This window comes from Amycolatopsis azurea DSM 43854, assembly GCF_001995215.1.
Lineage (GTDB): Bacteria > Actinomycetota > Actinomycetes > Mycobacteriales > Pseudonocardiaceae > Amycolatopsis > Amycolatopsis azurea.
Genome location: NZ_MUXN01000004.1, coordinates 114,423 through 139,502, shown reverse-complemented (window position 1 = coordinate 139,502; position 25,080 = coordinate 114,423). Strand labels below are relative to the sequence as shown.

Sequence of the window (25,080 nt, the reverse complement as noted above, 5' to 3'; positions counted from 1 at the left end):
GCCCCTAACCTTGGCGAAGCGTCTCCGACGGCACGTATCCGAGCTGCTTGTCCACGACGTTGCGCAGCGGCTCCCCCGCGCGCCAGCGACGGAAGTTGTCCGCGAACACCTCTACCAGAGTATTACGCCAGCCGACGAAGTCGCCCGACATATGCGGCGAGATCAGCACGTTCTCCATAGTCCACAAAGGACTTTCGGGCGGCAGGGGCTCGGTGTCGAAGACGTCGAGCGCGGCCCCGCCGAGCGGACCGTCCCGCAGCGCGCCGACCAGGTCCGAGGTGACGACCAGTTCACCGCGGCCGACGTTGATGAACCGCGCGCCGGGTTTCATCGCGGCGAAGGCCTCGGCGTCGAACATGCCCTTCGTCTGCTCGGTCAGCGGCGCGACCGCGACGACGTAGTCGGCCTCGGGAAGATGACGAGCCAGGTCCGAAGAGGAATGGACGTCTCCGAAGTCCGGATCGTCCTCCCGGGGACGTCGCCCGACACCCGCCACCGACATCCCGGCCGCCCGCAGCATCCGCGCGATCGACCGGCCGATCGGACCGGTGCCGACCACGAGGACCCGGCGGCCGGAGATCCGTTCACTCTCCCGGTGCTTCCACCGCTTCTCCCGCTGCAGGTCCCACGAACGGACGAAATCCTTGGCGAAGGCGAGGACGACCCCTAGGACGTATTCGGCTATCGCCCCGTCGAACACGCCCCGCGAGTTGGTGAGCACGACGTCGCTCTCCTGCAGCCCCGGGAAGAGCACGGGGTCGACGCCGGCGCTGGCGATGTGCAGCCAGCGCAGCCGGTCGGCCGCGTGCCAGGAACCGGGGACGGCGGTCGACAGGAAGTCGTAGACGAAGAGCGCGTCGGCTCCGGATAACGCGTCGGCCAACCCTGCCGCGTCGGTGTAACGAACCACCGCTTCGGCTTCGATAGCGCGCATGTCCGGTGGGCGTGCGTCTCCGCAGAGCACCGCCAGCACAGGGGTCTCCGAGGCGATCACGTTGACACCGTAAAAGTGGCTCGTATGATTGTCAACAATCCGAGGAACGACCCCGGAGCACCGGACCTGTGGCGGCAGTAGTTTTCCGGAGGCTGAGACTTGGATTTCGACTTACTGGAGTTCGAAGGCCCGTTGGCGCAGCGCGGTATCGGCGTGATCGCTCCCTTCGACCTTGCCCTTGAACGCGAGCTGTGGCGCTGGGTGCCCATGGAGGTCTCCCTCCATCTGGCTCGGACGCCGTACGAGCCCGTGCCCGTCAGCATGGAGATGGCCCAGCTCGTCAGCGACAGCAGGCATCTCGCCGCCGCCACGAGAGACGTGCTCCACGTGGAGCCCGAAGTCGTCGCCTATCTCTGCACCTCCGGCAGTTTCGTCAACGGTGTGGACTACGAACGCTCTCTGACCAAGGCGATCTGCGACGCGGGCGCGCCGGACGCCGTCACCACCTCCGGCGCCCTGGCCGAGGTCCTGCACCAGCTCGACCTCCACCGGGTCTCGGTGCTGACCCCGTACGACGGCGACCTGACCGGGAAGCTGCACGACTTCCTGGGCGAACTCGGCGTGCGGACCGTCTCGAGCGATCACCTCGGCCTCGGCGGAGGCATCTGGAAGGTCAGCTACCGGACCATCGCCGAACGCATCCTCGCCGCCGACCACGCCGACGCCGACGCCATCTTCGTCAGTTGCACCAACCTCCCCACCTACGATCTGATCGAGCCGCTCGAAAGCGCGGTCGGCAAGCCCGTCCTCACCGCGAACCAGCTCACGATGTGGGCCTGCCTGCGGCGGATGAACCTGCCGATCGTCGGGCCCGGCAAGTGGCTCCGGGAGGTCGACTGACCTCTTCGCCTACGATTGTCGACAATCTGTCCTCCGGAGGTCCCGTGCCCATCACCCCGTTCAGCCCACCCGAGCCGCCGTCCGAGACGACCACGATCGGATTCATCTACCCCGATCACGCGGCCGAAGACGACTACCCGCTCGCGGAGCAGCTCCTCGGCGGCGACATGGCCGGGATCAAGCTGCCCGTCGAGCACATCTACGGGACCGATCTGCACGCCGTGCCCGAGCTGCTGGACCTCGGCAGCGAAAGCCGTCTCGCCGACGGCGCCGCGCTGCTGGCGAAACACGAACCGGACGCGGTGGTCTGGGCGTGCACCAGCGGCAGCTTCGTCTACGGCTGGGAAGGCGCCCGCGACCAGGCAGACCGGCTGGCCGCCGTCGCCGGCGTCCCGGCGTCGAGCACCTCCTTCGCCTTCGTCCACGCCGCTCACTCCCTTCATGTCCGGCGGGTCGCGGTCGCCGCCAGCTACCCGGACGACGTCGCCCGGCTGTTCGTCGAGTTCCTCGGCGCGGGCGGGATCGAAGTCGTCTCGATGGGCAGCGCGGACATCGACACCGCCGCCGAGGTCGGCGAACTCAGCCCGGAAGCCGTCGTCGAACTCGCGGCGAGCGGCGATCACCCGGCCGCCGACGCGCTGCTCGTCCCCGACACCGCCATGCGGACGCTCGGCGAGATCAACACTCTCGAGACCCGGCTCGGCAAGCCGGTGCTGACCGCCAACCAGGTCACCGTCTGGGAGGGCCTGCGGCTCACCGGGAAGGCCCCGCTGGTCCGCACACTGGGCGCCTTGTTCGGGCAGAGGGGCAGCTGAACCATGTCCTTGCCGGAAATCGAGCCGGTCAGCCGGGAATCGACCGCCGGGATCATCGCGCGCCAGCTGCGGGACGCGATCATGACCGGCGCTCTCCCTCCCGGCACCCAGCTCGGCGAAACGGACCTGGCCTCCCGGTTCGAGGTTTCGCGGGGACCGTTGCGAGAGGCGATGCAGCATCTCGTTTCCGAGGGACTGCTGCGCAGTGAGCGCCACCGCGGCCTGTTCGTGATCGACCTCGAACCCGGCGACGTCTACGACATCTACTCGGCGCGTTCGGCCATCGAGCGCGCCGCGATGCTGCGGGCACTGCGCGGCGACCGGGAGCGGGTCGCCACCGAACTCGAACAGGCCGTGGCCGCCATGGCCGCCGCCGCGGACGACGACGATCCGACCGCGCTCTCCTGGGCGGACCTCCGCTTCCACGAGGCGCTGATCGCCGCCTCCGGCAGTAAACGGCTCGTGCGCATGGCCAGGACCCTGCTGATCGAGACCCGGATGTGCCTGACCGCGTTGCAGGGGACCTACCAGCAGGTCGAAGAACGGGTCACCGAGCACACCAGGATCATCGAGGCCCTGCGGGCCGGCGACGAAGAGACCGCGCTGTCGTTGCTGGAAGCCCATATGGAGGACGCCGTCCAGCGGCTGGCCCCGGGGACCAGCCTGCGAGAGGGCGAAGCTCCCGCGGTGCCTTGAGGATTCAGCCACGGCCCCGCGCCCCCAGCACCGGCTGCCCGCCCGTCCCGCCGCGGAACTCCCTGTCCCACGGCCAGATGCCGTGCTCGTCCTCGTAGACCAGTTGCAGGGCACTGAATTCTTCGCCGTACATCAGGACGGCGGTGAGCAGGTGCGCCGACGGCGCGCTGAGCGGAACGACCTCGAACGCGGGCCATCCCACCGCGGCGGGCACCACCTCACCCGGCTCCGGCGGCCCCGACCGGACCGACTGCTGGGCGAAATAGTTCAGCAGCTGGCAGGATCTTCGTTCTCTCAGGCCGGTGACGACCAGCTCGGGCAGCCCGGCGTCGGTGAGCCCGACCGTGTAGGCGAGGGCGGGTTGAGCCGTCCCGCTCTCGACCGCCTGCACCATCCAGCCGTACTCCCGGACAAGCGGACGGACCTCCTCCTTGAGGTAGTCGTCGTGGGTCTTCCGGGGGTTGTCGCAATGCCAGCACATCGGCACTCCTCCAGTCGTCGAATCCGACGATCGACACTGTGCACCGAGGCACCGACAAAAACTCACACCCGGGATCGAAACGTGTTCGCGTCGTGGTGTCCCGAATGCCACATCGGGGACATCGGTTTCCGCCAGGCACGTTCGCCTGGCCGCCCGAGGGGAAACTTCGCCTTCGGCCCGATGAACCCACTTGTCACTCACGATCCAAGTACATGAAGGCCCCCTTCCTTGCGCCTGGCGCAAGGAAGGGGGCCTTCATGTACTACTGCCATCCGAAATCATGAATGGACCGTTCATGACTTCCCGGACTTGACACGCCACTATGCGGATGGTTCAAGATAGAGCGGCGACCACCGCGGACCCGAGTTCGGCGGTGGTGGACTTCCCGCCGAGGTCAGGGGTCTGCACGGCACCCTCCTCGAGAACCTTCTCCACCGCAGCGTGAACATCTTGTGCCGCAACGGTTTCACCGAGATGGTCGAGCATCATCGCACCCGCCAGGATCTGCGCCACCGGATTCGCGATGCCCTGTCCGGCGATGTCGGGAGCGCTGCCGTGCACGGCCTCGAACATGGAAGGGAACTCACCCATCGGATTGATATTGCCCGAAGGCGCCATCCCGAGCCCTCCCGTCACGGCCGCCGCCAGGTCGCTCAGGATGTCGCCGAAAAGATTGGAAGCGACCACGACATCGAGCCGGTCCGGCGCCTGGACCATTCGCGCGGCGAGCGCGTCGACATGGCACTGCTCGGCATGCACGTCCGGATATTCCGCGGAGATTTCCGCGAAGATCTCGTCCCAGAACGGCATCGAGTGAATGAGCCCGTTGGACTTGGTCGCCGAGCAGACCCGCCCCGTCCGCGTCTTCGCCAGCTCGAAGGCATAGCGGATGATCCGCTCCACCCCGACCCGCGTGAACACGGATTCCTGTAAGACGACCTCGTTCGCCTGTCCCCGATTGTGCCTGCCGCCGATCTCCGAGTACTCGCCTTCGGAGTTCTCCCGGACGATCACCATCTCCAGTTCTTCGGCACTGCGGCCCGCGAGTGCCGATGTGGTGCCCGGCAGCAACCGGACCGGCCGGAGATTGACGTATTGCGTGAACGCGCGCCGCACCGGAATGAGGAGGCCCCACAACGACACATGATCCGGGACACCGGGAAACCCGACCGCGCCGAGAAAGATCCCGTCGAACCGGGAAAGCTGCTCGATACCGTCGTCCGGCATCATCGAGCCGGTCTTGGTGTACCGCTCACAGCTCCAGTCGAACTCCTGCCAGGACAACGAGAAACCATGAGACGCCGCCGCGCGGTCGAGGACCTTGCGGGCCTCGACCGTCACGTCGACACCGATCCCGTCGCCGGGAATGCTGGCGATCCGATACGACTTCCCTGCTTGAGAAGTCGCCGCTTGAGAAGTCCCTGCTTGAGAATTCACAGAGCCACCGCGATGTACTTGGTCTCGAGGAACTCGTCGATGCCGACGGTGCCACCTTCGCGGCCGAGTCCGGACTGCTTGATCCCACCGAAAGGTGCCGCCGGGTTCGAGACCAGTCCTTGGTTGAGGCCGATCATGCCGGCCTCCAGCCGTTCCGAAACCCGCAGCGCCCGCTTGAGATCGGAGGTGTACACATAGGACACGAGACCGAATTCGGTGTCGTTCGCCGCCGCGACGGCCTCGTCCTCGCTGTCGAACGGAGTGATCGGGGCGACCGGCCCGAAGATCTCCTCCGAAGCGAGCCTGGCGTCCTTGGGCACGTCGGTGAGCACCGTGGCCTGATAGAAGTTGCCTGGACCGTCCACTGTGGACCCGCCGGTGAGGACGCGCGCTCCTCGCCCGGCGGCGTCCGAGACCAGGCTACTGACCTTCTCGACGGCGGCTTCGTCGATGAGGGGGCCGACGACGACACCTTCCTCGGTGCCGCGCCCCATCGGCAGGGCTTCCATGCGCTCGGTGAGGCGCCGGGAGAACTCGTCGACGATGCCTCGCTGGACATAGAAGCGGTTCGCGGCCGTGCAGGCCTCACCGATGTTGCGCATCTTCGCGGTCATCGCGCCTTCGATCGCCGCGTCGAGGTCGGCGTCCTCGAAAACAAGGAAAGGAGCGTTGCCGCCGAGTTCCATCGAAGTGCGGAGCACCTTGTCCGCGCACTGTTCGAGCAGCTTCCGGCCGACGCCGGTCGAGCCGGTGAAGGACAGCTTCCGGGCACGGCCGTCCCGGATGAGCGGCTCCATCACGCCGCCGGAGTCCGACGTCGTGAGCACGTTCAGCACGCCTTCCGGCAATCCCGCTTCGGCGAGGATCGCCGCGAGAGCCAACATCGAAAGGGGGGTCTGAGCGGCGGGCTTGATGACCATCGTGCAGCCTGCCGCGACCGCGGGGCCGATCTTGCGGGTGCCCATCGCCATGGGGAAGTTCCACGGTGTGATCAGCAGGCACGGCCCGACGGGCTGCTTGGTCACCAGGAACCGGCCCGTCCCGTTGGGCGCGACGGCGTAACCACCGTCGATCCGGACGGCTTCCTCCGCGAACCAGCGGAAGAACTCGGCCGCGTAAGTGACCTCGCCCTTCGACTCCGCGAGCGGCTTGCCCATCTCGAGGGTCATCAGCAGCGCGAGTTCATCGGCGCGCTTGATGAGCAGTTCGTAGGCGCGACGCAGGATCTCGCCGCGTTCGCGCGGGGCGACGTTCGCCCAGTCGGCCTGTGCGGCGACGGCGGCGTCGAGCGCGCCGACACCGTCCGCCGGTGACGCGTCGGCCACCTCGCACAAGGCTTCGCCCGTCGAGGGGTCGAGAACGGGGAAGGTCTTCCCACCCGCGGCGGGCACCCACTTGCCGCCGATGAACAGTTCCTTGTCGACCGCCGCGACTACGCCGGCCTCACTGATCGAGCTCATCCCAACGCTCCTCCATGTTGTCCCGAACGCCATGCTATGGATATTGTCAACAATCGACAACAGCTCAGCCGACCTAGGAGCGCAGCCCATGGCCCAGCTATCACCGCTGCTCAAGCAGGCAACGCCGGTCGTGGTCGACCACGGTGAAGGGGTATACCTCTACGACACCGATGGCAAACGTCACCTGGATTTCACCGCCGGGATCGGCGTGACCAGCACCGGCCACTGTCACCCGCACGTGGTGAGCGCCGCGCGGGAACAGGTCGGCAAGCTCATCCACGGGCAGTACACGACGGTCATGCACAAGCCGATGCTGGAGCTGACCGAGAAGCTGGGCGGGGTCCTGCCGGAAGGCCTCGACTCCCTCTTCTACTCGAACTCGGGCAGCGAGGCGGTCGAGGCGGCGCTCCGGCTGTCGCGGCAGGCGACCAAGCGGCCCAACGTCATCGTCTTCCAGGGCGGGTTCCACGGCCGGACCGTCGCGGCCGCGACGATGACGACGTCGGGCACCCGGTTCAGCGCCGGGATCTCGCCGCTCATGTCCGGTGTGCACGTCGCGCCCTTCCCGTACGCCTTCCACTACGGCTGGGACGAGGAGACCGCGACGAAGTTCGCCCTGCGCGAGCTCGACTACCTGTTCGCGACGGTCTGCGCGCCGAACGAGACGGCCGCGTTCTTCATCGAGCCGGTGCTCGGCGAGGGCGGGTACGTCCCGGCGAACCCCGCGTTCCTGGCCGGCTTGCGGGAGCGTGCCGACAAGCACGGGATCCTGCTGGTGATGGACGAGATCCAGACCGGCTTCGGCCGGACGGGCAGGTTCTGGGGGCACGAGCACTTCGGGGTGCGCCCGGACATCGTGCTCATCGCGAAGGGACTCGCGAGCGGTTTCCCGATCTCCGGCATCGCCGCATCGGAGGAGCTGATGGCGAAAGCGCTCCCCGGTTCCCAGGGCGGGACATACGGCGGCAACGCGGTGGCCTGCGCGGCGGCGATAGCCACGCTCGAGGTGATCCAGCAGGAGGGTCTCGTCGAGAACGCCGCCGAACGCGGACGCCAGTTGCTCGAAGGTGTCCGGGTGATCGCGGACAAGTCGCCGTCGATCGGCGACGTCCGCGGGCTGGGGCTGCTGGTCGGCTCCGAATTCACCACGCCGGACGGCGAGCCGGACACCGCGAAGGCCCAGGCGGCGCAGAAGGCCGCGTCCTCCAACGGATTGCTGCTGCTGACGTGCGGCGCGTACATGAACGTCGTCCGGATGGTGCCGCCGCTGATCGTCGACACCGAACAGGTCGACGAAGCGCTGCGGATCTGGGGTGACGTCGTGGCGGGGGTCGAGTGATGGCCCGCTACATCACGATCACGCTCGACAAGCGCGGGGTCTCCTGCCGGGCCAGGCTGCTCGACGCCGAGGCGCCGCGGACCTGCCGCGCGGTCTGGGACGCGTTGCCGCAAAGCGGTTCGGCCTACCACGCGAAGTACGCGCGGAACGAGGTCTACACCCTCGTGCCGCCCTTCGCCGAACCGAAGCCGGGCCGCGAAAACCCCACGGTGACGCCGATTCCGGGCGACGTCGTGTACTTCGGGTTCGAGGCGTGGGAGATCGGCAACCCGGCGTACGGCTACGACGAGGACAGTGAGGCGCACAGCGACCAGGGAGCCACGGATCTCGCGATCTTCTACGGCCGCAACAACCTGCTGATCAACGGCGACGCGGGCTGGGTGCCCGGCAACGTGTTCGCGACGATCGAGGAAGGACTGGCCGAGATGGCGGAAGCCGCACAGGACCTCTGGCTGCGAGGTGTCGAGGGCGAGACGCTTTCGTTCTCACGCGCGTGAAAAGCCCGTGGGCGGCGAGGGTTCCCCTCCCTCACCGCCCACGGGCCGGCACCCCTCCCTGGCTTACTGCCGTTCGGCCGCGAGCCGATATTCGACGCCACCGACCTCTTCGCCCCGCTGGTCGACCTGGGTCACGTGGACGGTGTACTGACCACCGGCCGCCTCGGCTCCGGCGGTGAAGCTCAGCTTGGCGTCGATCTGTTCGCCCGCCTTGAACGCCAGCCCGCTGATCCGGGCCCGCTGCGGGTTCACGATGGCCAGCTCGGTCTCGCCGACTCGTTCGATGCCCTCACCCTTCGCTCCGCCTGCCCGCCAGCGCGCGGCGAGATCAGGACCGAGGTCGATGGTGATCCGTCCCGGGCCGGTGAACGGCTTGCCCGGCTGGGTGAAGACGATGTCGCCGACCGCTGTCGGGTCAGGACCGTGCCAGCCGAACACGATGGGCCGGATCACCGGGACCTTGATCTTGAACGGGACGGCGTTCACGTTGTGCCAGGCGATGTTGTTGTTGTTCCGCGTGTTGAGGGACGTGCTGACGCCCTCCGTCGGCAGGTCGGTCGGCGAAAGCCACCGGGCCAGCAGGCAGAAGTGCGAGCCGATCGGGACCTTCCACGGGATGACGACCGTCTTGGTGCCGTAGGGCACATCCACGTCGAGCTTCGAGCCGATGTAGTTCCACTGGTTCGGCCACTGGGCCACGGTGCCCTGTTTGGTGTACCAGACCTGCAGGTTCCCCTTCTCGTACCCATCCCCGTACGGGCCGGGACGATTCAGCGTGACATGGATGTAGGCGGTGCTCCCCTGGACGATCGGATCGTCGGTGGCGCACAGCACCGTCGCCGAGAAACACACCCGGATGTCGGGGCTGGAGTAGAGCGAACCGGACGAGGCCTCGTAGCCGTAATCGGATCCGTTGTCCCGGATGAAGACGTCGCTCCGAGCCTCCGGTGCGGCCTGCACCGCCGGTGCGACACCCGCGAACAACGTCGCGACGGCCAAAGCGGCCGAGGCGAGCAGCGTTCGACGACGCCGCGGATTCCTGCTGATCATGTTTCCCTCCTTGGGCGAAACATTCGACCTGTTGACCGTCGGTCAGCCGGGTTGTGGCGGGGTTGTGGAGATCGTGTGCCCTAATTGGCCGATTTCGGTGGGTCTTCGCCCGGATACGCTCACCGTGGTCACATGCCGGAGGGAGCAGGGTGCCCGGGCCAGGGGAATTACGGGTGCTGGGCCCGGTCGAAGCGATCGGCCCCACCGGGCGGGCGGAGCTGCACGGCGCCCGCCAGCGAGCCGTGCTCGGCGTCCTCGCCCTGCACGCGGGTTCCGTCGTCCCGATCCCCCGGCTGGTCGACGTGCTGTGGGGTGAGGATCCGCCCCGTACCGCGGTGAAGACCCTGCACAGCCACGTCGCCAGGATCCGTCAGGCGCTGGAGGACTGCGGGTTCCCTCCGGTTCTGCTGACGCGCAAACCCGGGTACGTCCTCACGGTCGCACCGTCCTCAGTCGACGCTCTCCGTTTCGAGGAAGAACTCCGTGCCGCCAAGCGGAGCAATCCCGGCCAAGCGGTGACGGCGTTGCGCGACGCGTTGCGGCTTTGGCGTGGCGAAGCCTTCGCGGACGCCGAACTCGACGGCTGGGGGCTCCGCGAAGTCGAACGGCTCCAGGAACTGCGGCTGTCCGCCTGGGAAGAACTCTGGGACGCCGAACTCAGGCTCGGCGACCACGAGGAGGTCCTCCGGGAACTTCCGCGGCTCCGTGCCGAGCAGCCGTATCGCGAACGGCTCGCCGCGCTGCACATGCTCGCCCTGCATCGCTGCGGAAGACACGCCGAGGCGCTGGAGACGTTCCAGGCGGTGCGCCGGGGACTTGCCGACGAGTTCGGCGTCGATCCCGGCCCGGACCTGGTCGAACTGCATACGGCGATCCTGCGCCGCGCGCCCGAACTCGACGCGCCGGTGCGGGGCACGGCGCCCGCACAACTCCCCGCCCGGGTCGGGCACTTCACCGGACGGCAGCAGGAACTCGCTTCGCTCGACAGGCTTCTCGACGAACCCGAGCCGCCGGTCGTGGTCATCTCCGGCGCGGCGGGGATGGGCAAATCCGCGCTCGCCGTGCAATGGGCGCACCGCATCGCGGACCACTTCCCCGACGGCCAACTCTTCCTCGACCTCGCCGGGCACGACCCGCACGAAGCGATCACACCGGGCGACGCGCTCGCGCATCTGTCGCGCGGGCTCGGCCTCCCCGACGACCGGCTGCCCGACGCGACGGCCGAACGCGCGGCGCTCTACCGCTCGCTGCTGCACGGAAGGCGGTGCGTGATCGTCGCCGACAACGCGGGCAGCGTGGATCAGATCCTTCCGCTGGTCCCCGGGACGGCGAAGGCGCTGCTGATCGTGACCAGCAGGCAGACCCTGGCCGCGCTCGGCAGCAGGCACGCCGTCCGTGTGTTCGCTCTCGACGCGCTGGCCGACACGGAATCGATGACCCTGCTCACCCGGGTGCTGGGCCCGGACCGGGTCGCCCGTGAACCCGCGCAGGCCGCGCGGCTGGCCAGGCTGTGCGACGGGATGCCGCTGGCGCTGCGGATCGCCGCCGCGCGCCTGAGTGGTGAGCCGAGCCGCCCGATCGCGGAGCTCACCCATGAGCTGACCGGCGTCGGCCGACTCGAAACCCTTGCCGTGCAAGGAGATTCCCGGACCGTCAAAACCGTCCTCGCCAGCGCCTATCTGCCGCTGGAGCACGACCCGGCGCACCTGTTCCGGCTGTCCGGGTTGATCCCGGGGACGTCGTTCAGCTCGGCCCTGGGCAGCGCGTTGTGCGGGGTGCCCGCCGAAGCCGGCCGGACCGCGGTCGCCGCGTTGTCCGCCGCTCACCTGATCACCCCGGCGGGTCAGGATCGCCACCGCCTGCACGATCTGATCCGTGAGTTCGCCGTCGCGTGCGCCCGCGCCGACGAGACGGCGTCGAGCCGCGCCGAGGCGGCGGACCGGCTGATCGACTGGTACCTGCACGTCGCCGCCGAGGCGAACCGGATCATCGACCCGAACCGCGATCTGGTCACCCCGGCGCTGCGTCACCCTCAGCCCGAGCGCCCGTTCCCCGCGGAACGGCGTGCGGCGCTGGCGTTCCTGGGCGCCGAGCGCGCGAACCTGCTGCCGGTGGTGCGGTTCGCGCGCGAGCACGGCCGCAACACCGCCGCCTGGCAGCTCACCTATTTGCTGACCAGTTTCTACGACACCATGGGCGGCTGGAACGAGCGGATCGGGCTCTGCCGCGAAGGAGCGGCGGCGGCCGCCGAACTCGACGATCCCTTGGCCGAGGCGGAAATGCTGCGTGCGCTGGGCGCGGCCTACTTCATGACCCGTCGTCTGACGGACGCGCTCGAAACCAACGCCCGCGCGCTGAAGGCCGCCCGCGCCGCGGGGGATCTCGAAGGCGAAGGGCATATCTACAACAACACCGCGAACGCCTACGCCGCGCTGCGCCGGTTCGACGAGGCGATCACCGCGTACCGGCTTGCGGTGGAGCGGTGCACTTCGGCGGGCAACCGGCTCGGACGCGCGCTGTCCCAGCGCAACCTCGGCCACGCCTACGTCCGGCGCGGCCAGCCGATGGACGGTCTCAGCCCGCTGGCGGCCGCGCTGGCGACGTTCCGTGAACTCGGCAACGCCAGGCTGGAAGCCGCCACTCTGGACACCCTCGGCGAGGCGTACGAGGAACTCGGCGATCACGACGTCGCGCTGGAGCATCTCGGCAAGGCGCTGGCCGCGTCCCGGGCGATCGGCGACCGGTGGCAGGAGTGGGAATCGCTGCTGCACGCCGGCCAGGTCCACCTCGCCCGCCGCGACTTCCGGGCCGCACGGGACGATTTCGACCAGGCGCTGCTGATCAGCCGCGACGTCGGGAACCGGCACAGCGAGGCGGCCGCGCTCGACCGGCTCGGCCGGGCCCATCTCGGACTCGGCGACCTGGCCGCGGCGCGGGAGAACCTCGAGCGAGGCCTCGCGGTCCGGGAAAGCGTCCCGGACCCGTACGAGGAGGCCCACCTGCACCGCGACCTGGGTGACCTCGAGGCGCGATGCGGCGTCACGGCCGCCGCGGCCGCCCACTGGGCTCGAGCGATCGAGCTGTACCGGCGGGCGAACGCGACGGCCGACGCCGATCTCGTCACCGGGCGGGGCTGATCACCACGGTCGAGGTCGCGTAGACGAGCTTGCCCTGTGACGGCTCGAAGAACTCGACCCGCGCCCTGCCCTGCTGGCCGGGCAGGACCGTGAACTCGGCGTATCCCCTGGTCTCACCGCGCTGGAAGGTGACGACACCGTCCTTCACCGGCACGTGGCCGGTGCCTTCGGTGCGGTAGCGGACCGTGAGCGGTCCCGCGAGCCACGGTCGGGAGAGCACGAGCGGCACCTTGCAGGTGGGCTGCGCGAAGTTGGGCGGGATCGACCAGCAGATCTCACCGTCCTGGGTGGTGATCTGCGGTGTGGTCTTCGTCGAGTCGTCGTCGGCCACCCAGGCGACTCCGACGCTGTGCCCGATCCGCAATCCCTTCTCGCCGTACAGGCGCAGGGAGAACATCTCGTCGTTCTCCACGAGGGAGTCGGCACGGACCTTGACCGCGACGGTCTGCGTGTTCGCGGTCCCGGACCAGGTCAGCGTGCCCGCGCTCGGCAGGTAGTCGACCCCTTCCTTCGCGGTGAACGCCGGATCGACCGGCGACCCGTTGCCCTCGATCGTCCGGTACTCGACCGAGCCCTGCGGCGCGCAGCCACCGTCGTCGACGGAAACGGTGAAGAGAAGAGTGGTGTACCCGGCGCTCGTCCCTTCGGCCTGGCTGACGCCGCTGACGTTCACCACGGGCGCCGTGCAGCCCGCTTCCCCGCCTTCGGCCACCGGTACCGCGAGTCCGAACGTGACCGCGACCGCCGCCCCCAGCGCCGCGATCCGTCTCATCGTTGATCCCATCGAGCGTCCCACCCCTTCCGGCGGGCCGCCGTGGCCCGCTGCGACATGGGTAACCGAGTGAGGTTGTCATGAGGTTGTGACCGCTCGAAGCAAACATGAAAATGATTCATGGCCATCGCCGCCCATGACGTACTACGCTTCGGTAACCAGGCAAAGACGCGTGAGGAAAGGGCAGTCGATGGGCGATGTTGCGGCACGGTTCGCCGAGATCGTCGGGGACACGAATCTGCTTTCAGGCGAAGCGATCCCCGAGGACTACGCACACGACGAGGCTTTGACCGTCAGCCCACAGCGGCCCGCCCACCTGGCGAAACCGGGAAGCGCGGAGGAGGTCGCGGAGCTGCTCAAGGCCGCGAGCGAACACGGCGTGCCGGTGACCGCGAGAGGGTCGGGAACCGGGCTTTCGGGTGGTGCGCAGCCCCGCGAAGACGGTCTGGTGATCTCTTTCGAGCGCATGAACGCCGTGCTGGAGATCGACACCGAGAACCACGTCGCGGTCGTTCAGCCGGGCGTCACACTGTCCGAATTGGACGAAAAGACCACGGCGGCGGGACTCGGCTACACCGTCCACCCCGGCGAGCTGAGCGCGAGCGTCGGCGGCAACGTCGGGACGAACGCGGGCGGGATGCGCGCGGTGAAGTACGGCGTCACGCGGCACAACGTCGTGGGCCTGCAGGCGGTGCTGCCGACCGGCGAGATCATCCGGACCGGCGGCAAGACCTCGAAGGTGTCGACCGGATACGACCTGACGCAGCTGATCATCGGCTCCGAGGGCACGCTCGCGATCGCGACCGAGGTCATCGTGAAGCTGCACCCGCGCCTGCCGCACGGCGCCACGGTGTTCGCCCCGTTCGAGACCTTCGACGAGGTGATGACCGTCGTCCCGAAGATCATCTCCAGCGGGCTCTCGCCGCACATCCTGGAGTACATCGACAACCTGACGCTCGCCGCGATCAGCTACAACGAGAAGCTCAGCCTCGGTGTCCCGGACTCCATCCGCGACACCGCCCAGGCATATCTGGTGGTGGCACTGGAAAACCGGGACAACGACCGGTTGCACGCCGACATCGAGGAACTCGGCGGCATGCTGGGCGACCTCGGCGCGATGGACGTGTACGTGCTCGAAGGCACTTCGGCGCGCAAGCTCATCGAGGCCCGCGAGAAGGCGTTCTGGACGGCCAAGGCCGCCGGTGCCGACGACGTCATCGACGTGGTGGTCCCGAGGTCCGCGATGCCGGAGTTCATGCGCCGGAGCAGGGAAATGGCGCTCTCGCGCGAGGCGGGCGCGCTCGGTTGCGGACACGCCGGCGACGGGAACGTCCACCTTGCCATCTTCTGCAAGGACACGGAGAAGCGGAAGCGACTGCTGACCGACATCTTCGCGCTCGGCATGGAACTCGGCGGCGCGATCTCCGGCGAGCACGGCCTCGGGAAGGCCAAGGCCGGCTACTTCCTCGACCTGGAGGACCCGGCGAAGATCGCGCTGATGCGCCGGATCAAGGAGACCTTCGACCCGGCCGGGATCCTCAACCCCGGCGTCCTTTTCGCTGAGAGGGCTTGAAAGTGAGTGAGATGAACGGCGCCCAGTCCCTGATCCGCACGCTCGTCGACAGTGGCGTCGATGTGTGTTTCTCGAATCCCGGCACCTCGGAGATGCACTTCGTGGCCGCGCTCGACACCGTGCCCGAGATGCGCGGTGTGCTCGGCCTGTTCGAAGGCGTCGTCACCGGCGCCGCGGACGGTTACGCGCGGATCGCCGACAAACCGGCGGCCACGCTGCTGCACCTCGGCCCGGGACTGGGGAACGGGCTGGCGAACCTGCACAACGCGCGCCGCGCGCACACCCCGATCGTCAACGTGATCGGCGATCACGCGACCTACCACAAGCAGTACGACGCCCCGCTCGAATCGGACATCGAAGCCGTCGCCGGTTCGCTCCAGGGCTGGGTCCGCCGCTCCGAACACACGAAGGACGTCGGTGCCGACGCCGCCGCGGCGGTCGCGGCCTCTCAGGATTCCCCCGGGCAGATCGCGACGCTGATCCTCCCCGCCGACGCGTCCTGGGGCGACGGCGGCGAGACCTGCGCGCCCATCCCACCGCGGATCCCGCAGGTCGTCGACGCGACGAAGGTGAAGACCATCGCCGAAGTGCTGGCCAGTGGTGAGCCGGTGGCACTGCTCGTCGGCGGCGGTGGCTGCCGCGAGGCCGGCCTGCGCGCGACCAGCCGGATCGCCGCCGCGACCGGGGTGAAGGCGTTCGTCGAGACGTTCCCCGCCCGGCTCGAGCGCGGCGAAGGCCTGCCGACGATCGAGCGGCTGGGCTACCTCGCCGAGCAGGTCGCGTACCAGCTCGACGGGATCAAGCACGTGATCGTCGCCGGGACGAAGGCGCCCGTGTCGTTCTTCGCCTACCCCGGCAAGGCGAGCGATCTGGTCCCCGAAGGCGCGCAGGTCCATGTGCTGGCCGAAGTGGGGCAGGACGTCCCGCGCGCCCTGAACGACGTCGCGGACCTGGTCGCCACCGAGACGGAACCGGTACTGCAAGAGGCCTCGCGGCCGGCGCTGCCCTCCGGGCCACTGACGCCGCAGAACTGGGTCGAGGTGATCGGCGCGCTGCTGCCGGAGCGCGCGATCATCGCCGACGAGGCGAACACCTCCGGTCTGCTGCTGCCCGCCGCGACCGCGGGTGCGCCGCGGCACGACGTGCTGACCCTGACCGGCGGCGCGATCGGTTACGGCATGCCCGTCGCGACCGGGGCGGCCGTCGCCGCACCGGACCGGCCGGTGATCAACCTGCAGTCCGACGGCAGCGCGCTGTACACGATTTCGGCGCTGTGGACGCAGGCGCGGGAGAACCTCGACGTCACCACGGTCCTGCTGAACAACCGCGCGTACGCGATCCTGCGGCTGGAGTTGCAGCGCGTCGGCGCGGACGCCAGCGGCCCCAAGGCGAACGAACTGCTCGACCTTTCCCGGCCGGACATGGACTTCGTCAAGATCGCCGAGGGCATGGGCGTCCCGGCGACCCGGGCGACGACCGCGGAGGAGCTGGCCGAACAGTTCCAGCGCGCGCTCGCCGAGCCGGGACCGCACCTGATCGACGCGATCGTTCCGACGCTGTTCTGAGCGGAGCGCCCCCGCGTGCGCTGAGATCGCACGCGGGGGCGTTACCGAACCGACGCGACCAGCGGTTCGGGCTGGCGTTGCTTCGGGACGAAGGCGGTCAGGACGAGTCCCAGCAGTGCCGCACCGGCGGCGACCACGAAGCTCAGCCGGAACCCTGTCGCGGACGGAACGGAGACCCCGCCCACGGTGATCGCCAGCGACGCGAGCATGGTCGCCATCACCGCGCTGGACGTCGACGTGCCGACGGAGCGCATCAGCGAGTTGAACCCGTTAGCGGACGCCGTTTCGGTGACCGGGACCGAGCCCATGATCAGCGCGGGCATGGCCGCGTAGGCGATGCCGACGCCACCACCGATGATGATCGACGCCGTGATCAGCTCGAAGGCGTTGTCCATCAACACGGTCGCGAAGACGTACCCGGTCGCGATGGTGGTGGCACCGGCCATCAGCGTCGTACGCGGTCCGTAGCGCTCGATGAGCCTGGCCGAAACCGGCGACAGCAGGAACATGACCAGCCCGTTCGGCGCCAGACAGAGTCCGGCCTGCACCATCGTCAGGCCGAGGCCGTAACCGGTCGACCCGGGCGCCTGCAGCAACTGCGGGAACGACAACGCCATCGAGTACAGCGCGAACCCGATCATGATCGACGCGAGGTTGGTGAACAGCACCGGCCGCCGGGCGGACACCCGCAGGTCCACGAGTGGATCGCGGCGCCTCAGCTGATAGGCGCCCCAGACCAGCAGGAGCACCACCGCGGTCCCGGCGAAACCGAGGGTGCGACCGCTGCCCCAGCCCCATTCGCCGCCCTTGACGATCGGCAACAGTAGGCAGACGAGCCCGACCGTCAGCCCCACGGCGCCGAGGTAGTCGAACGGCGCCGGTGTCTTCACCGGCGACTCCGGCACCACGAACAGGATCAGCAGGCCACAGACGAGCCCGAGCCCCGCCGACGCCCAGAAGAGGACGTGCCAATCGGCGTTCTGCGCGACCAGCGCCGACACCGGGAGCCCGATGGCGCCGCCGACGCCGAGCGTCGAACTCATCACCGAGATCGCGGCGCCGACCCGGTCCGGCGCGAGTTCGTCACGCATGATGCTGATCCCCAGCGGGATCGCGCCCATCGCGCAGCCTTGCAGTCCCCGGCCGACGACCATCAGCGCGAGCGAACTGGTCAACGCGGACACCACCGAGCCCGCGACCAGGAAACCCAGGCTGATCAGCAGCAACCGGCGTTTACCGTAGAGGTCGCCGAGCCTGCCGCTCACCGGCATCACCACGGCTCCGGCGATCAGGGTCGCCGTCACCACCCACGACGCGTCCGACGGGGTCGTGTTGAGCAGCCGCGGAAACGCCGGAATGAGCGGGACGACGAGCGTCTGCATGAACGAGGCCACCAAACCGCAGGTGGCGAGCACGACGACGAAGATCCTGGGCGAAGGTGCCCGTCCGACCGGTTTCACCTTGCGCATCCCATGATCCGACCTTACACAGCACCACCCTCCTGAGTGAATGATTGACCGACGGGATCACAACCAGGTGCGAACCCCACCGTGTCCGGAACAGGTACCGCGACGATTCTGGCTGTAGCTATAGGAACCGTCCTTGCAGAGGGCGGTCGCGCCGTTGGCCGCACCGGGTCCGGTCGCCGGCCGGTGGACGCAGACACCGTCGGTGTTGCGGTAGTAGTCGCTGCCGCACTCCGCCAGATTCGGCGCCTTCGCCGTGGGCGTCGTCTTCGGGCGGGTCTTCGACGGCGCCGGATCGACCTGCTTCGGCACCGCGACGGCGGTCGTGCTCGGCGGAACGAACTGCTGAGGTGCCGAAGTAGGTGTGTCCGTGGTCGTCGGCGCCGCCCAGCTGCTGCTTGCCGGTGTCGAACTGCTCTGCGTTGTCGAAGTGCTCTGTGTCGTCGAACTGCTCTGCGTCGTGACCCGCCCGGCGGGTCCGGTCTCGACACCGCACCCCCCGGCGACCAGAAGCCCGATCGCCAGGGCCATACCCAGCTTCGTCGTTCTCTTCGGCATAACGGCCTCCCCGGCACGTGGTAGTGCCGCGTAGTCGGGAGATCGTTCGCCGGTGTTACTTCCGGCGGGAGGTCAGTCGACCATCGTGCCGCAACTGATGTTCAGCGCCGTCGCCGTCATGCTGCGTGCATGATCCGACGCGGCGAAAGCGGCGACACGGGCGACGTCTTCGAGTGATGCCGTTCGCTTGAGCATCGTCGCGTCGACCATGTCGCGGATCGCGTCGTCGAGCCCGGCACCCGCCGGAATCGTCTCCGGAATCCCGCCGGTACGCAGGGTCACGACACGGACGCCCTGCGGTCCGAGCTCGCACGCCAGCCCTCGCCGCAACGCTTCCATCGCGCTGAACGCGACCTGCAATCCGCCGAGGTGGTATCCCGGCAGCGGATCGCCGTCGCCACCGAACATCAGGATCACCCCGGATCCCTGCCCGATCATGTGCCGGGCGGCCGCCCGCGCGGTCAGGAAGTTGGTCCGGACCGCCGTGCGTACCGGGCTTTCGAGGTCCGCCAACGACATTTCGACCAGCGGGGTGCCCTGGACGTCGTTGTGCGTGATGACGTTCATCGAGATGTCGACACTGCCCGCCGAAGAAGCCACTGAAGCGGCGTGCTCGTCGATGGCCGCTTCGTCGAGGGCGTCGAACTCCGCCGTTTCCGCTTTCCCGCCCGCCGCACGGATTTCGCCGGCCAGCGCGTCGAGCTTCTTGAGCGTGCGGCCGACGAGATGGACCGTCGCGCCCTCCCTGGCGAATCCGCGAGCCACCGCGCTCCCGATCCCACCCGCCGCACCGTAGATGATCGCGTTCCTGCCTTCGAGCAACATCGGATCCTCCCTACTTCCCATCCAGTGCGATAAGCCCTTCGGGCATTCCGTCGAGGTGGACGTCGACCCAGATCGGGAGCCACATGTCGACCTCGTGGAACCGGCGCAGCTCCGCCAAGCCACTGAGCCAGCCCATCCAGGAGCCATACGGCGGCTTCTCGCCGGAGAATCCACTTTGGACGAACGTCAGCTTGGTACCACCACCGGAGTCCTCGAGTTCCCAGGACGTCACGATGCCTTCCTCGTACGCGAGCGTCATCCTCTCGCCGGGCACCAGATCGACGATCTTCGCCGGGTCCGGGTCCTGCTCCAGTGAGCCCATCGCCCAGCGTCCGCCGACGCGCATCTCGGCTTCGATCCGCGCGCCGAACCAGCGCGTGAACTCGGCGGGATCGGTGATCGAGCGGTAGACCTCCGGTCGCGCCGCGCCGATGCGCACTTCTTCCCGCATCACCGGTGAGGTGAGATCGCAGCGGGCGGTGATCGGGCGCCCTTCGACGTGATCGACCAGGTTCGCGACCGCCAGCGCCCAGAACGTGTGCATCATGCCGAGCGGCGAGTCCGAGTCCGCCATCAGCGCGGCGAAGTCCGGCAGGCCGGTCTGGCTGTACGACAAAGAGGTTCCGGCTCCGTCTTCCGCCAGTTCGAGTTCGACGACGGTCTCCGTACCGTCGACGGTCCAGGCGAACCGCAGGACGTTGTCCTCGGCCAGTAACAGCCGCTGACGCGGGACCTCGCCGTCCGGCGTGTAGCGACCCCAGAACTCGTAGCGGGACGGCAAGTCGACTTCCGCGTGTTCGGAAAACCACGTGCGCAGCGCACCGGGGTCGATCAGTGCGTGCCAGACCTCGTCGATCGGCGCGCGCACGCGCACCTGGAAGCTCGCCGGTTCAGTCACGGGCTTCTCCTTTCGGGTAACAGGCCACGGCGAGTTTGAAGGCGTCGCCTTCCGCTCCGCCGTAGCGAGTGAACAGATCCTGCAAAGTCGTCTTCAGTTCGTCGAGGAACTCCTGGCGCCGCTCCGGCTCCACCCGGATCTCGCCCGAGACACCGATCGACGGCAGCTCCGGCGCGGTCCTGTCGAGTGCGGCGACGTCCGACTGGACCTCCTCCATGAGGTCCACCAGATAGCCGAGACTCAGCTCGTCCCGCGCCGCCCGCGGACCGATCCGGCCGACCAATCCGGGCGACAGCCAGTACGAACGCGCGGTCGCCTGGTACACGCCCTCACTGACGGCGCGCACCTTCCGCTCCGTCACCTGCTTCACGAGCCCGGCTTCCACCAGGCGTTTCACGTGGTAATAGACCCGCTGCGGCGTCTGGTCCAGCACCGCCGCCACCTCGGTGCAGGACCGTGGCTCCGCCAGCTGCCGCAGGACGTCCACCCGCTGGGGCTTCAGCAGCGCCTCCGCCTGCTCGATCCGCTCCAGGTACTCCACGTCTTTCACTGCACGTCGTCTTTCACAGCACGTCCTTCACGGCGCCACATCCTCGATCACAAAAATAAGTTTGAACGTAAAAATCCATTTTGTCAATCGGGCTCGATCGCGCTACTCTCGTCGTGTGGCGATCCTGCGTCGGTACGCGGCGGACATCGCGGTCACCGTGGCGGTGCTCGCGAGTTCCGTCGCGGTCTCGCTCGGCGCGAGCGCGGAACCGCCGCGCAACGCGGTCCTCGGCTGGATCTGCGCGGTGCTCGCGTGCGCCGCGTTGTTCCTGCGCCGCCGGTACCCGCTCCCGGTCGCGATCTTCACCGCGGTCTGCTGCGCGGTCTACTACCCGCGGACCGATCCGGACGGGTTCGTCCTGCTCGCGTTCGCCTTCGCGCTGTACAACAACGCCTCGACCGGGCGGATCCGCAGCGCGGCGGTCGTCGCGGCGGCCTCGATGGGCGGAGTCGCGATCGGCGAGGCACAGGCCGGCGCCGCACGGCAGGTCGACAACTTCGCGTTCCTGCTGATGGCGGGCTGGTTCATCGCGCTGATCGCGGTCGGCGCCGTGACGTTCTACCGCCGTGAAGCCGAGCGCACCAAGGAGGCCGAGGCACAGCGCCGGGCCGCGGACGAACGGCTCCGGATCGCGCGCGAGCTGCACGACGCCCTCGGCCACAACCTGGCGCTCATCAACGTCCAGGCGGGTGCGGCACTGCACGGCAAGGATCCGGCGAAATCGGAGGAGGCCCTGGCCACGATCAAACAGACCAGCAAGGACGCGTTGCGCGAACTCCGCGCCACGCTGGGAATGCTGCGACAGGCGGACACGCCGAGCCTGGCCAGGGTCGCCGAACTGGCCGAGTCGGCGGGCGCGCACGGCCTGACCGTCCGGACCGAGATCGACGGCACGGCGCGGGATCTGCCGCCCGACGTCGAACACGCCGCCTTCCGCGTGGTCCAGGAGGCGCTGACCAACGTCGCGCGCCACGCCGCCGCGAACACCGTCGTGGTGCGGATCGGCTACACACACCATGATGTGTCCGTGCAGATCGACGACGACGGCCGGGGAGGCGCGGCGAAACCCGGCAACGGGATCCGCGGGATGACCGAACGGGCCGAGGCACTCGGTGGCGAGCTGACCGCGTCCGCCCGCGAGGACGGCGGCTTCCGCGTCCGCGCACGGCTTCCGCTCCGGGTGAAGAAGTGATCCGGGTCCTGCTCGTCGACGACCAGCGGCTGGTCCGCGCCGGCTTCAAGTCCATTTTGGACGGCGAGGACGACATCACCGTCGTCGCCGAAGCGGCGGACGGGCATGCGTCCCTCGAAGCCGCGCACGAACACAAACCCGACGTGGTCCTGATGGACATCCGGATGCCCGTGATGGACGGGCTCACCGCGACCCGGCATCTGCTCGGAGACCCGGCGCTGACCGGGATCAAGGTCGTCATCCTCACCACCTTCGACCTCGACGAGGACGTCTACGGCGCGTTGCGCGCGGGCGCCAGCGGGTTCCTGGTCAAGGACACCGAGCCGGAGGAACTGATCCACGGTGTCCGGGTGGTCGCCCGGGGCGACGCGCTGCTCGCGCCGTCGATCACCCGCCGCCTGATCTCCGAGTTCGCCGGCCGGGTGGCCCGCCCCGCCCCTTCGCCGGTGCTGAACCGGCTCACCGAACGGGAACGCGAGGTGATGAGCCTCGTCGCGGCCGGTCTGTCCAACGACGAAATCGCGAAGGAACTCGTGCTCAGCCCGGCGACGGCGAAGACGCACGTCAGCCGCATCATGACCAAGGTGGATGTCCGTGACCGCGCGCAACTCGTCGTCCTTGCCTACGAATCGGGCATGGTCACCCCTCGCTGGTTGACCCCGTGACCACAACCCCGGTAGTACGGGAAGTGCCTTAGGGGTACCCAGAAGTTGTGGCCGGAGTGTCCGCCGGAGCCCGACGATTCGCCGTCGGCGAAAGCCGATGCTTTCCGCCATGGACACCATCACCACTCATTCAGAGACACAGCCGGACAGACAGCCTGGGGGCGGCCTGTCGAAGCTGGCGGGCTGGTCGCAGCGCCACCGCTGGCTCGCCGTTTCGCTCTGGCTGCTCACCCTCATCGGTGTCACGCTGGGTTCACAGCTGGCGGGCAGCGCCTACCACGACGACAATTCCCTGCCGGGCACCGAATCCCAGCAGATCATGGACCTGTTCAAGGCACAGGCTCCCGCGCGGACCGGCGCGACCGCCGAGATCGTCTTCAAGACCGACAACGGGCTCGTGACCGCACGCGGGCCGATCGACTCGATGCTCGCCGAAGTCCGGGGCAAGCCGCACGTCAAAGCGGTGACGAGCCCCTTCGACAACCCTTCCGCGATCTCCCGCGAGGGCACGATCGGTTACGCGGCCATCGCTTTCGACCTCGAGTCGAACGATCTGCCGTACGACGACATCGTGCGCGTCGTCGACACCGCGAAGAAGGCCGAATCCGCCGGGCTCCAGGTCGAACTCGGCGGTGAGCCGATCCAGCGGACCAATGAGAGCGGCGGCCCGTCGGAGGGCGTCGGGATGCTGGCCGCGCTGGTGATCCTCGTCTTCCTGTTCCGCTCGATCCTCGCCGCCGGGCTCCCGGTGATCACGGCGATCTTCGCCGTCGGCAGCACACTCGGTGTGATCGTGCTCGTCAGCCGGTTCGTCGACATCGCGAGTTACACGGCGCCGCTGATGATGCTGGTCGGCTTCGGTGTCGGCGTCGACTACGCGTTGCTCATCTTTTCCCGGTACCGCGGCGAAATCCTGGGTGGCCTCGACCGCGAGCGGGCGGCACGACGGGCGCTCGACACCGCGGGCCGGTCGGTGCTGTTCGCCGGCGGCACGGTGATCATCGCGCTGCTCGGCCTGCTCGCGCTCGGCCTCGGTTCTCTGCGCGGTGTCGCGCTCTCGGTGGCGCTGACCGTGCTCGTGACGATGCTCGCGTCGGTCACCCTGCTGCCCGCGTTGCTCTCCCTTTTCGGCCGCCGCCTGGAAAAGAGCATCCGCAAGCACGCCACCAAGCGGGAACACGGCAGGACCTGGGGCAAGCTCGGGGACGCGGTCCAGCGGCGGCCGATGGTGCCGCTCGCGCTCGGGTTGCTCGTCCTCATCGGACTCTCGCTGCCCGCGCTCGGTATGCGTCTCGGGTTCGCCGACGCGGGCACGGATCCGGAAACGTCGACCACGCGGCAGGCGTACGACCTGATGTCCGAGGGCTTCGGTCCCGGCTTCAGCGAACCGCTGATCGTGGTCACCGAGAACGGCGACGGCGTCGCACTGCAAAGGAAACTCGAAGCCACACCGGGAATCGCCGACGTGACGCCGCCGATGGGCCAAGGCGTCACGACGGTCCTCGCCTTCCCCACGTCGTCGCCGCAGGACGAGGCGACCGCCGACCTGGTGGAACGGCTGCGGACCGACGTGCTGCCGACGCTGCCCGGCAAGTACCTGGTCGGCGGGAGCGTCGCGGCCGCGGTGGACTTCGCGGATGCCGTCGGCGGCAGGCTGCCGCTGTTCGTACTGGTGGTCGTCGGGTTGTCGGCGTTGCTGCTGATGGTCGTGTTCCGCTCGATCTTGATCCCGCTCAAAGCGGCCGTGCTGAACCTGCTGAGCATCGGCGCCGCGCTCGGCGTGATGACCGCGGTGTTCGGCGACGGCCTGTTCGGCGCGCAACCGGGACCGATCGAAGCGTACGTACCGGTGCTGATCTTCGCGATCGTGTTCGGGCTTTCCATGGACTACGAGGTGTTCCTGGTGTCCCGGATGCACGAGGAATGGCGGCGCACCGGCGACGCGCGCCACGCGGTCCGCGAAGGGCTCGCCTCCACCGGCGGGGTGATCACGGCCGCGGCGGCGATCATGATCGTGGTGTTCGGGGCGTTCCTGCTCAACCCCGACCGGATGCTGGCGCAGTTCGGTCTCGGGCTGGCCGTCGCGGTGCTGGTGGACGCGTTCGTGATCCGTTGTCTTGTGGTGCCCGCGGTGATGCGGCTGCTCGGGGAACGCGCCTGGTGGCTGCCGCGATGGCTGGACCGGCGGCTGCCGCACGTGGCCTTGGAACCGTCGTCCCGCTGACCCCGGACGACAGCAAAGGACCCTTCATCGCGATTTTCGCGATGAA

General features: G+C 68.5%; 22 protein-coding genes. 11 read left to right on the top strand and 11 right to left on the bottom strand.

What is annotated here, in order from left to right:
- Window positions 1-4: 4 nt before the first annotated feature.
- Window positions 5-994 carry a D-2-hydroxyacid dehydrogenase gene (locus B0293_RS07060; protein ID WP_005150552.1) on the bottom strand — a complete coding sequence of 330 codons (990 nt, stop codon included), beginning with the start codon at window positions 992-994 and terminating at the stop codon, window positions 5-7.
- 99 nt (window positions 995-1,093) lie between these two features.
- On the opposite strand from B0293_RS07060, the gene B0293_RS07055 reads away from it, so the two are divergent.
- The 3 genes from B0293_RS07055 to B0293_RS07045 are packed head-to-tail and all read left to right on the top strand — an operon-like array spanning window position 1,094 to window position 3,345.
- Entirely contained in the window at window positions 1,094-1,834 is a 741-nt protein-coding gene (locus B0293_RS07055; protein ID WP_005150553.1) for a maleate cis-trans isomerase family protein, read from the top strand.
- A gap of 44 nt (window positions 1,835-1,878) precedes the next feature.
- Complete coding sequence (locus B0293_RS07050) at window positions 1,879-2,649, top strand: maleate cis-trans isomerase family protein (protein WP_005150554.1); 771 nt, start codon at window positions 1,879-1,881, stop codon at window positions 2,647-2,649.
- Window positions 2,650-2,652: 3 nt separating this feature from the next.
- A complete protein-coding gene (locus tag B0293_RS07045) occupies window positions 2,653-3,345 on the top strand; it encodes a GntR family transcriptional regulator (protein WP_005150563.1) in 693 nt (230 codons plus the stop codon).
- Between the two features lie 4 nt (window positions 3,346-3,349).
- Here the strand turns inward: B0293_RS07045 and B0293_RS07040 are convergent, their stop codons facing one another.
- The 3 genes from B0293_RS07040 to B0293_RS07030 all read right to left on the bottom strand — a co-directional run bounded on the left by B0293_RS07040 (window position 3,350) and on the right by B0293_RS07030 (window position 6,723).
- Entirely contained in the window at window positions 3,350-3,826 is a 477-nt protein-coding gene (locus B0293_RS07040; RefSeq protein ID WP_005150565.1) for a DUF4262 domain-containing protein, read from the bottom strand.
- 333 nt (window positions 3,827-4,159) lie between these two features.
- Window positions 4,160-5,263, bottom strand: a complete 1,104-nt coding sequence (locus tag B0293_RS07035) for a tartrate dehydrogenase (protein ID WP_005150568.1) — start codon at window positions 5,261-5,263, stop codon at window positions 4,160-4,162.
- A complete protein-coding gene (locus B0293_RS07030; RefSeq protein WP_005150570.1) occupies window positions 5,260-6,723 on the bottom strand; it encodes an NAD-dependent succinate-semialdehyde dehydrogenase in 1,464 nt (487 codons plus the stop codon). The genes B0293_RS07035 and B0293_RS07030 overlap by 4 nt, the downstream gene beginning before the upstream one ends.
- 88 nt (window positions 6,724-6,811) lie before the next feature.
- Here B0293_RS07030 and B0293_RS07025 point away from each other — a divergent pair, with 88 nt between their 5' ends.
- Window positions 6,812-8,062 (top strand): aspartate aminotransferase family protein, encoded by a 1,251-nt coding sequence (locus tag B0293_RS07025; RefSeq protein WP_005150572.1) that lies wholly within the window; start codon window positions 6,812-6,814, stop codon window positions 8,060-8,062.
- Window positions 8,062-8,559, top strand: a complete 498-nt coding sequence (locus tag B0293_RS07020; protein WP_005150574.1) for a DUF3830 family protein — start codon at window positions 8,062-8,064, stop codon at window positions 8,557-8,559. The genes B0293_RS07025 and B0293_RS07020 overlap by 1 nt, the downstream gene beginning before the upstream one ends.
- A 63-nt stretch (window positions 8,560-8,622) precedes the next feature.
- Here the strand turns inward: B0293_RS07020 and B0293_RS07015 are convergent, their stop codons facing one another.
- Window positions 8,623-9,609, bottom strand: a complete 987-nt coding sequence (locus tag B0293_RS07015; protein WP_005150576.1) for a hypothetical protein — start codon at window positions 9,607-9,609, stop codon at window positions 8,623-8,625.
- Between the two features lie 149 nt (window positions 9,610-9,758).
- Between B0293_RS07015 and B0293_RS07010 the strand changes: the two genes are divergently transcribed.
- Window positions 9,759-12,746 (top strand): BTAD domain-containing putative transcriptional regulator, encoded by a 2,988-nt coding sequence (locus B0293_RS07010; RefSeq protein ID WP_245191815.1) that lies wholly within the window; start codon window positions 9,759-9,761, stop codon window positions 12,744-12,746.
- Here B0293_RS07010 and B0293_RS07005 read toward each other — a convergent pair.
- On the bottom strand, window positions 12,730-13,518 hold the full coding sequence (locus B0293_RS07005; RefSeq protein WP_005150579.1) for a Calx-beta domain-containing protein: 789 nt from the start codon (window positions 13,516-13,518) through the stop codon (window positions 12,730-12,732). The genes B0293_RS07010 and B0293_RS07005 overlap by 17 nt on opposite strands.
- A gap of 190 nt (window positions 13,519-13,708) precedes the next feature.
- Between B0293_RS07005 and B0293_RS07000 the strand changes: the two genes are divergently transcribed.
- Both B0293_RS07000 and B0293_RS06995 read left to right on the top strand, forming a co-directional pair.
- Window positions 13,709-15,091: an FAD-binding oxidoreductase gene (locus B0293_RS07000; protein ID WP_005150580.1), complete on the top strand. Its 1,383-nt coding sequence runs from the start codon at window positions 13,709-13,711 to the stop codon at window positions 15,089-15,091.
- 11 nt (window positions 15,092-15,102) lie between these two features.
- Complete coding sequence (locus tag B0293_RS06995; RefSeq protein WP_039915239.1) at window positions 15,103-16,656, top strand: acetolactate synthase large subunit; 1,554 nt, start codon at window positions 15,103-15,105, stop codon at window positions 16,654-16,656.
- Between the two features lie 41 nt (window positions 16,657-16,697).
- On the opposite strand, the gene B0293_RS06990 is transcribed toward B0293_RS06995, so the two are convergent.
- From B0293_RS06990 to B0293_RS06970, 5 genes are all read right to left on the bottom strand, one after another.
- On the bottom strand, window positions 16,698-18,125 hold the full coding sequence (locus tag B0293_RS06990) for an MFS transporter (RefSeq protein WP_005150583.1): 1,428 nt from the start codon (window positions 18,123-18,125) through the stop codon (window positions 16,698-16,700).
- Window positions 18,126-18,182: 57 nt separating this feature from the next.
- Window positions 18,183-18,680: a DUF3761 domain-containing protein gene (locus B0293_RS06985; protein ID WP_245191816.1), complete on the bottom strand. Its 498-nt coding sequence runs from the start codon at window positions 18,678-18,680 to the stop codon at window positions 18,183-18,185.
- A 72-nt stretch (window positions 18,681-18,752) separates the two neighbouring features.
- On the bottom strand, window positions 18,753-19,505 hold the full coding sequence (locus B0293_RS06980; RefSeq protein WP_005150586.1) for an SDR family NAD(P)-dependent oxidoreductase: 753 nt from the start codon (window positions 19,503-19,505) through the stop codon (window positions 18,753-18,755).
- 10 nt (window positions 19,506-19,515) lie between these two features.
- Window positions 19,516-20,403, bottom strand: a complete 888-nt coding sequence (locus B0293_RS06975; RefSeq protein ID WP_005150588.1) for an SRPBCC family protein — start codon at window positions 20,401-20,403, stop codon at window positions 19,516-19,518.
- Window positions 20,396-20,953, bottom strand: a complete 558-nt coding sequence (locus B0293_RS06970) for a helix-turn-helix domain-containing protein (RefSeq protein WP_039915243.1) — start codon at window positions 20,951-20,953, stop codon at window positions 20,396-20,398. The genes B0293_RS06975 and B0293_RS06970 overlap by 8 nt, the downstream gene beginning before the upstream one ends.
- 115 nt (window positions 20,954-21,068) lie before the next feature.
- Between B0293_RS06970 and B0293_RS06965 the strand changes: the two genes are divergently transcribed.
- From B0293_RS06965 to B0293_RS06955, 3 genes are all read left to right on the top strand, one after another.
- Window positions 21,069-22,145 carry a sensor histidine kinase gene (locus B0293_RS06965; RefSeq protein ID WP_005150592.1) on the top strand — a complete coding sequence of 359 codons (1,077 nt, stop codon included), beginning with the start codon at window positions 21,069-21,071 and terminating at the stop codon, window positions 22,143-22,145.
- On the top strand, window positions 22,142-22,810 hold the full coding sequence (locus B0293_RS06960; RefSeq protein ID WP_005150595.1) for a response regulator: 669 nt from the start codon (window positions 22,142-22,144) through the stop codon (window positions 22,808-22,810). Before B0293_RS06965 ends, B0293_RS06960 begins: the two co-directional genes overlap by 4 nt.
- A 109-nt stretch (window positions 22,811-22,919) precedes the next feature.
- A complete protein-coding gene (locus B0293_RS06955; protein ID WP_039915340.1) occupies window positions 22,920-25,034 on the top strand; it encodes an MMPL family transporter in 2,115 nt (704 codons plus the stop codon).
- The last annotated feature ends 46 nt before the right edge of the window (window positions 25,035-25,080 follow it).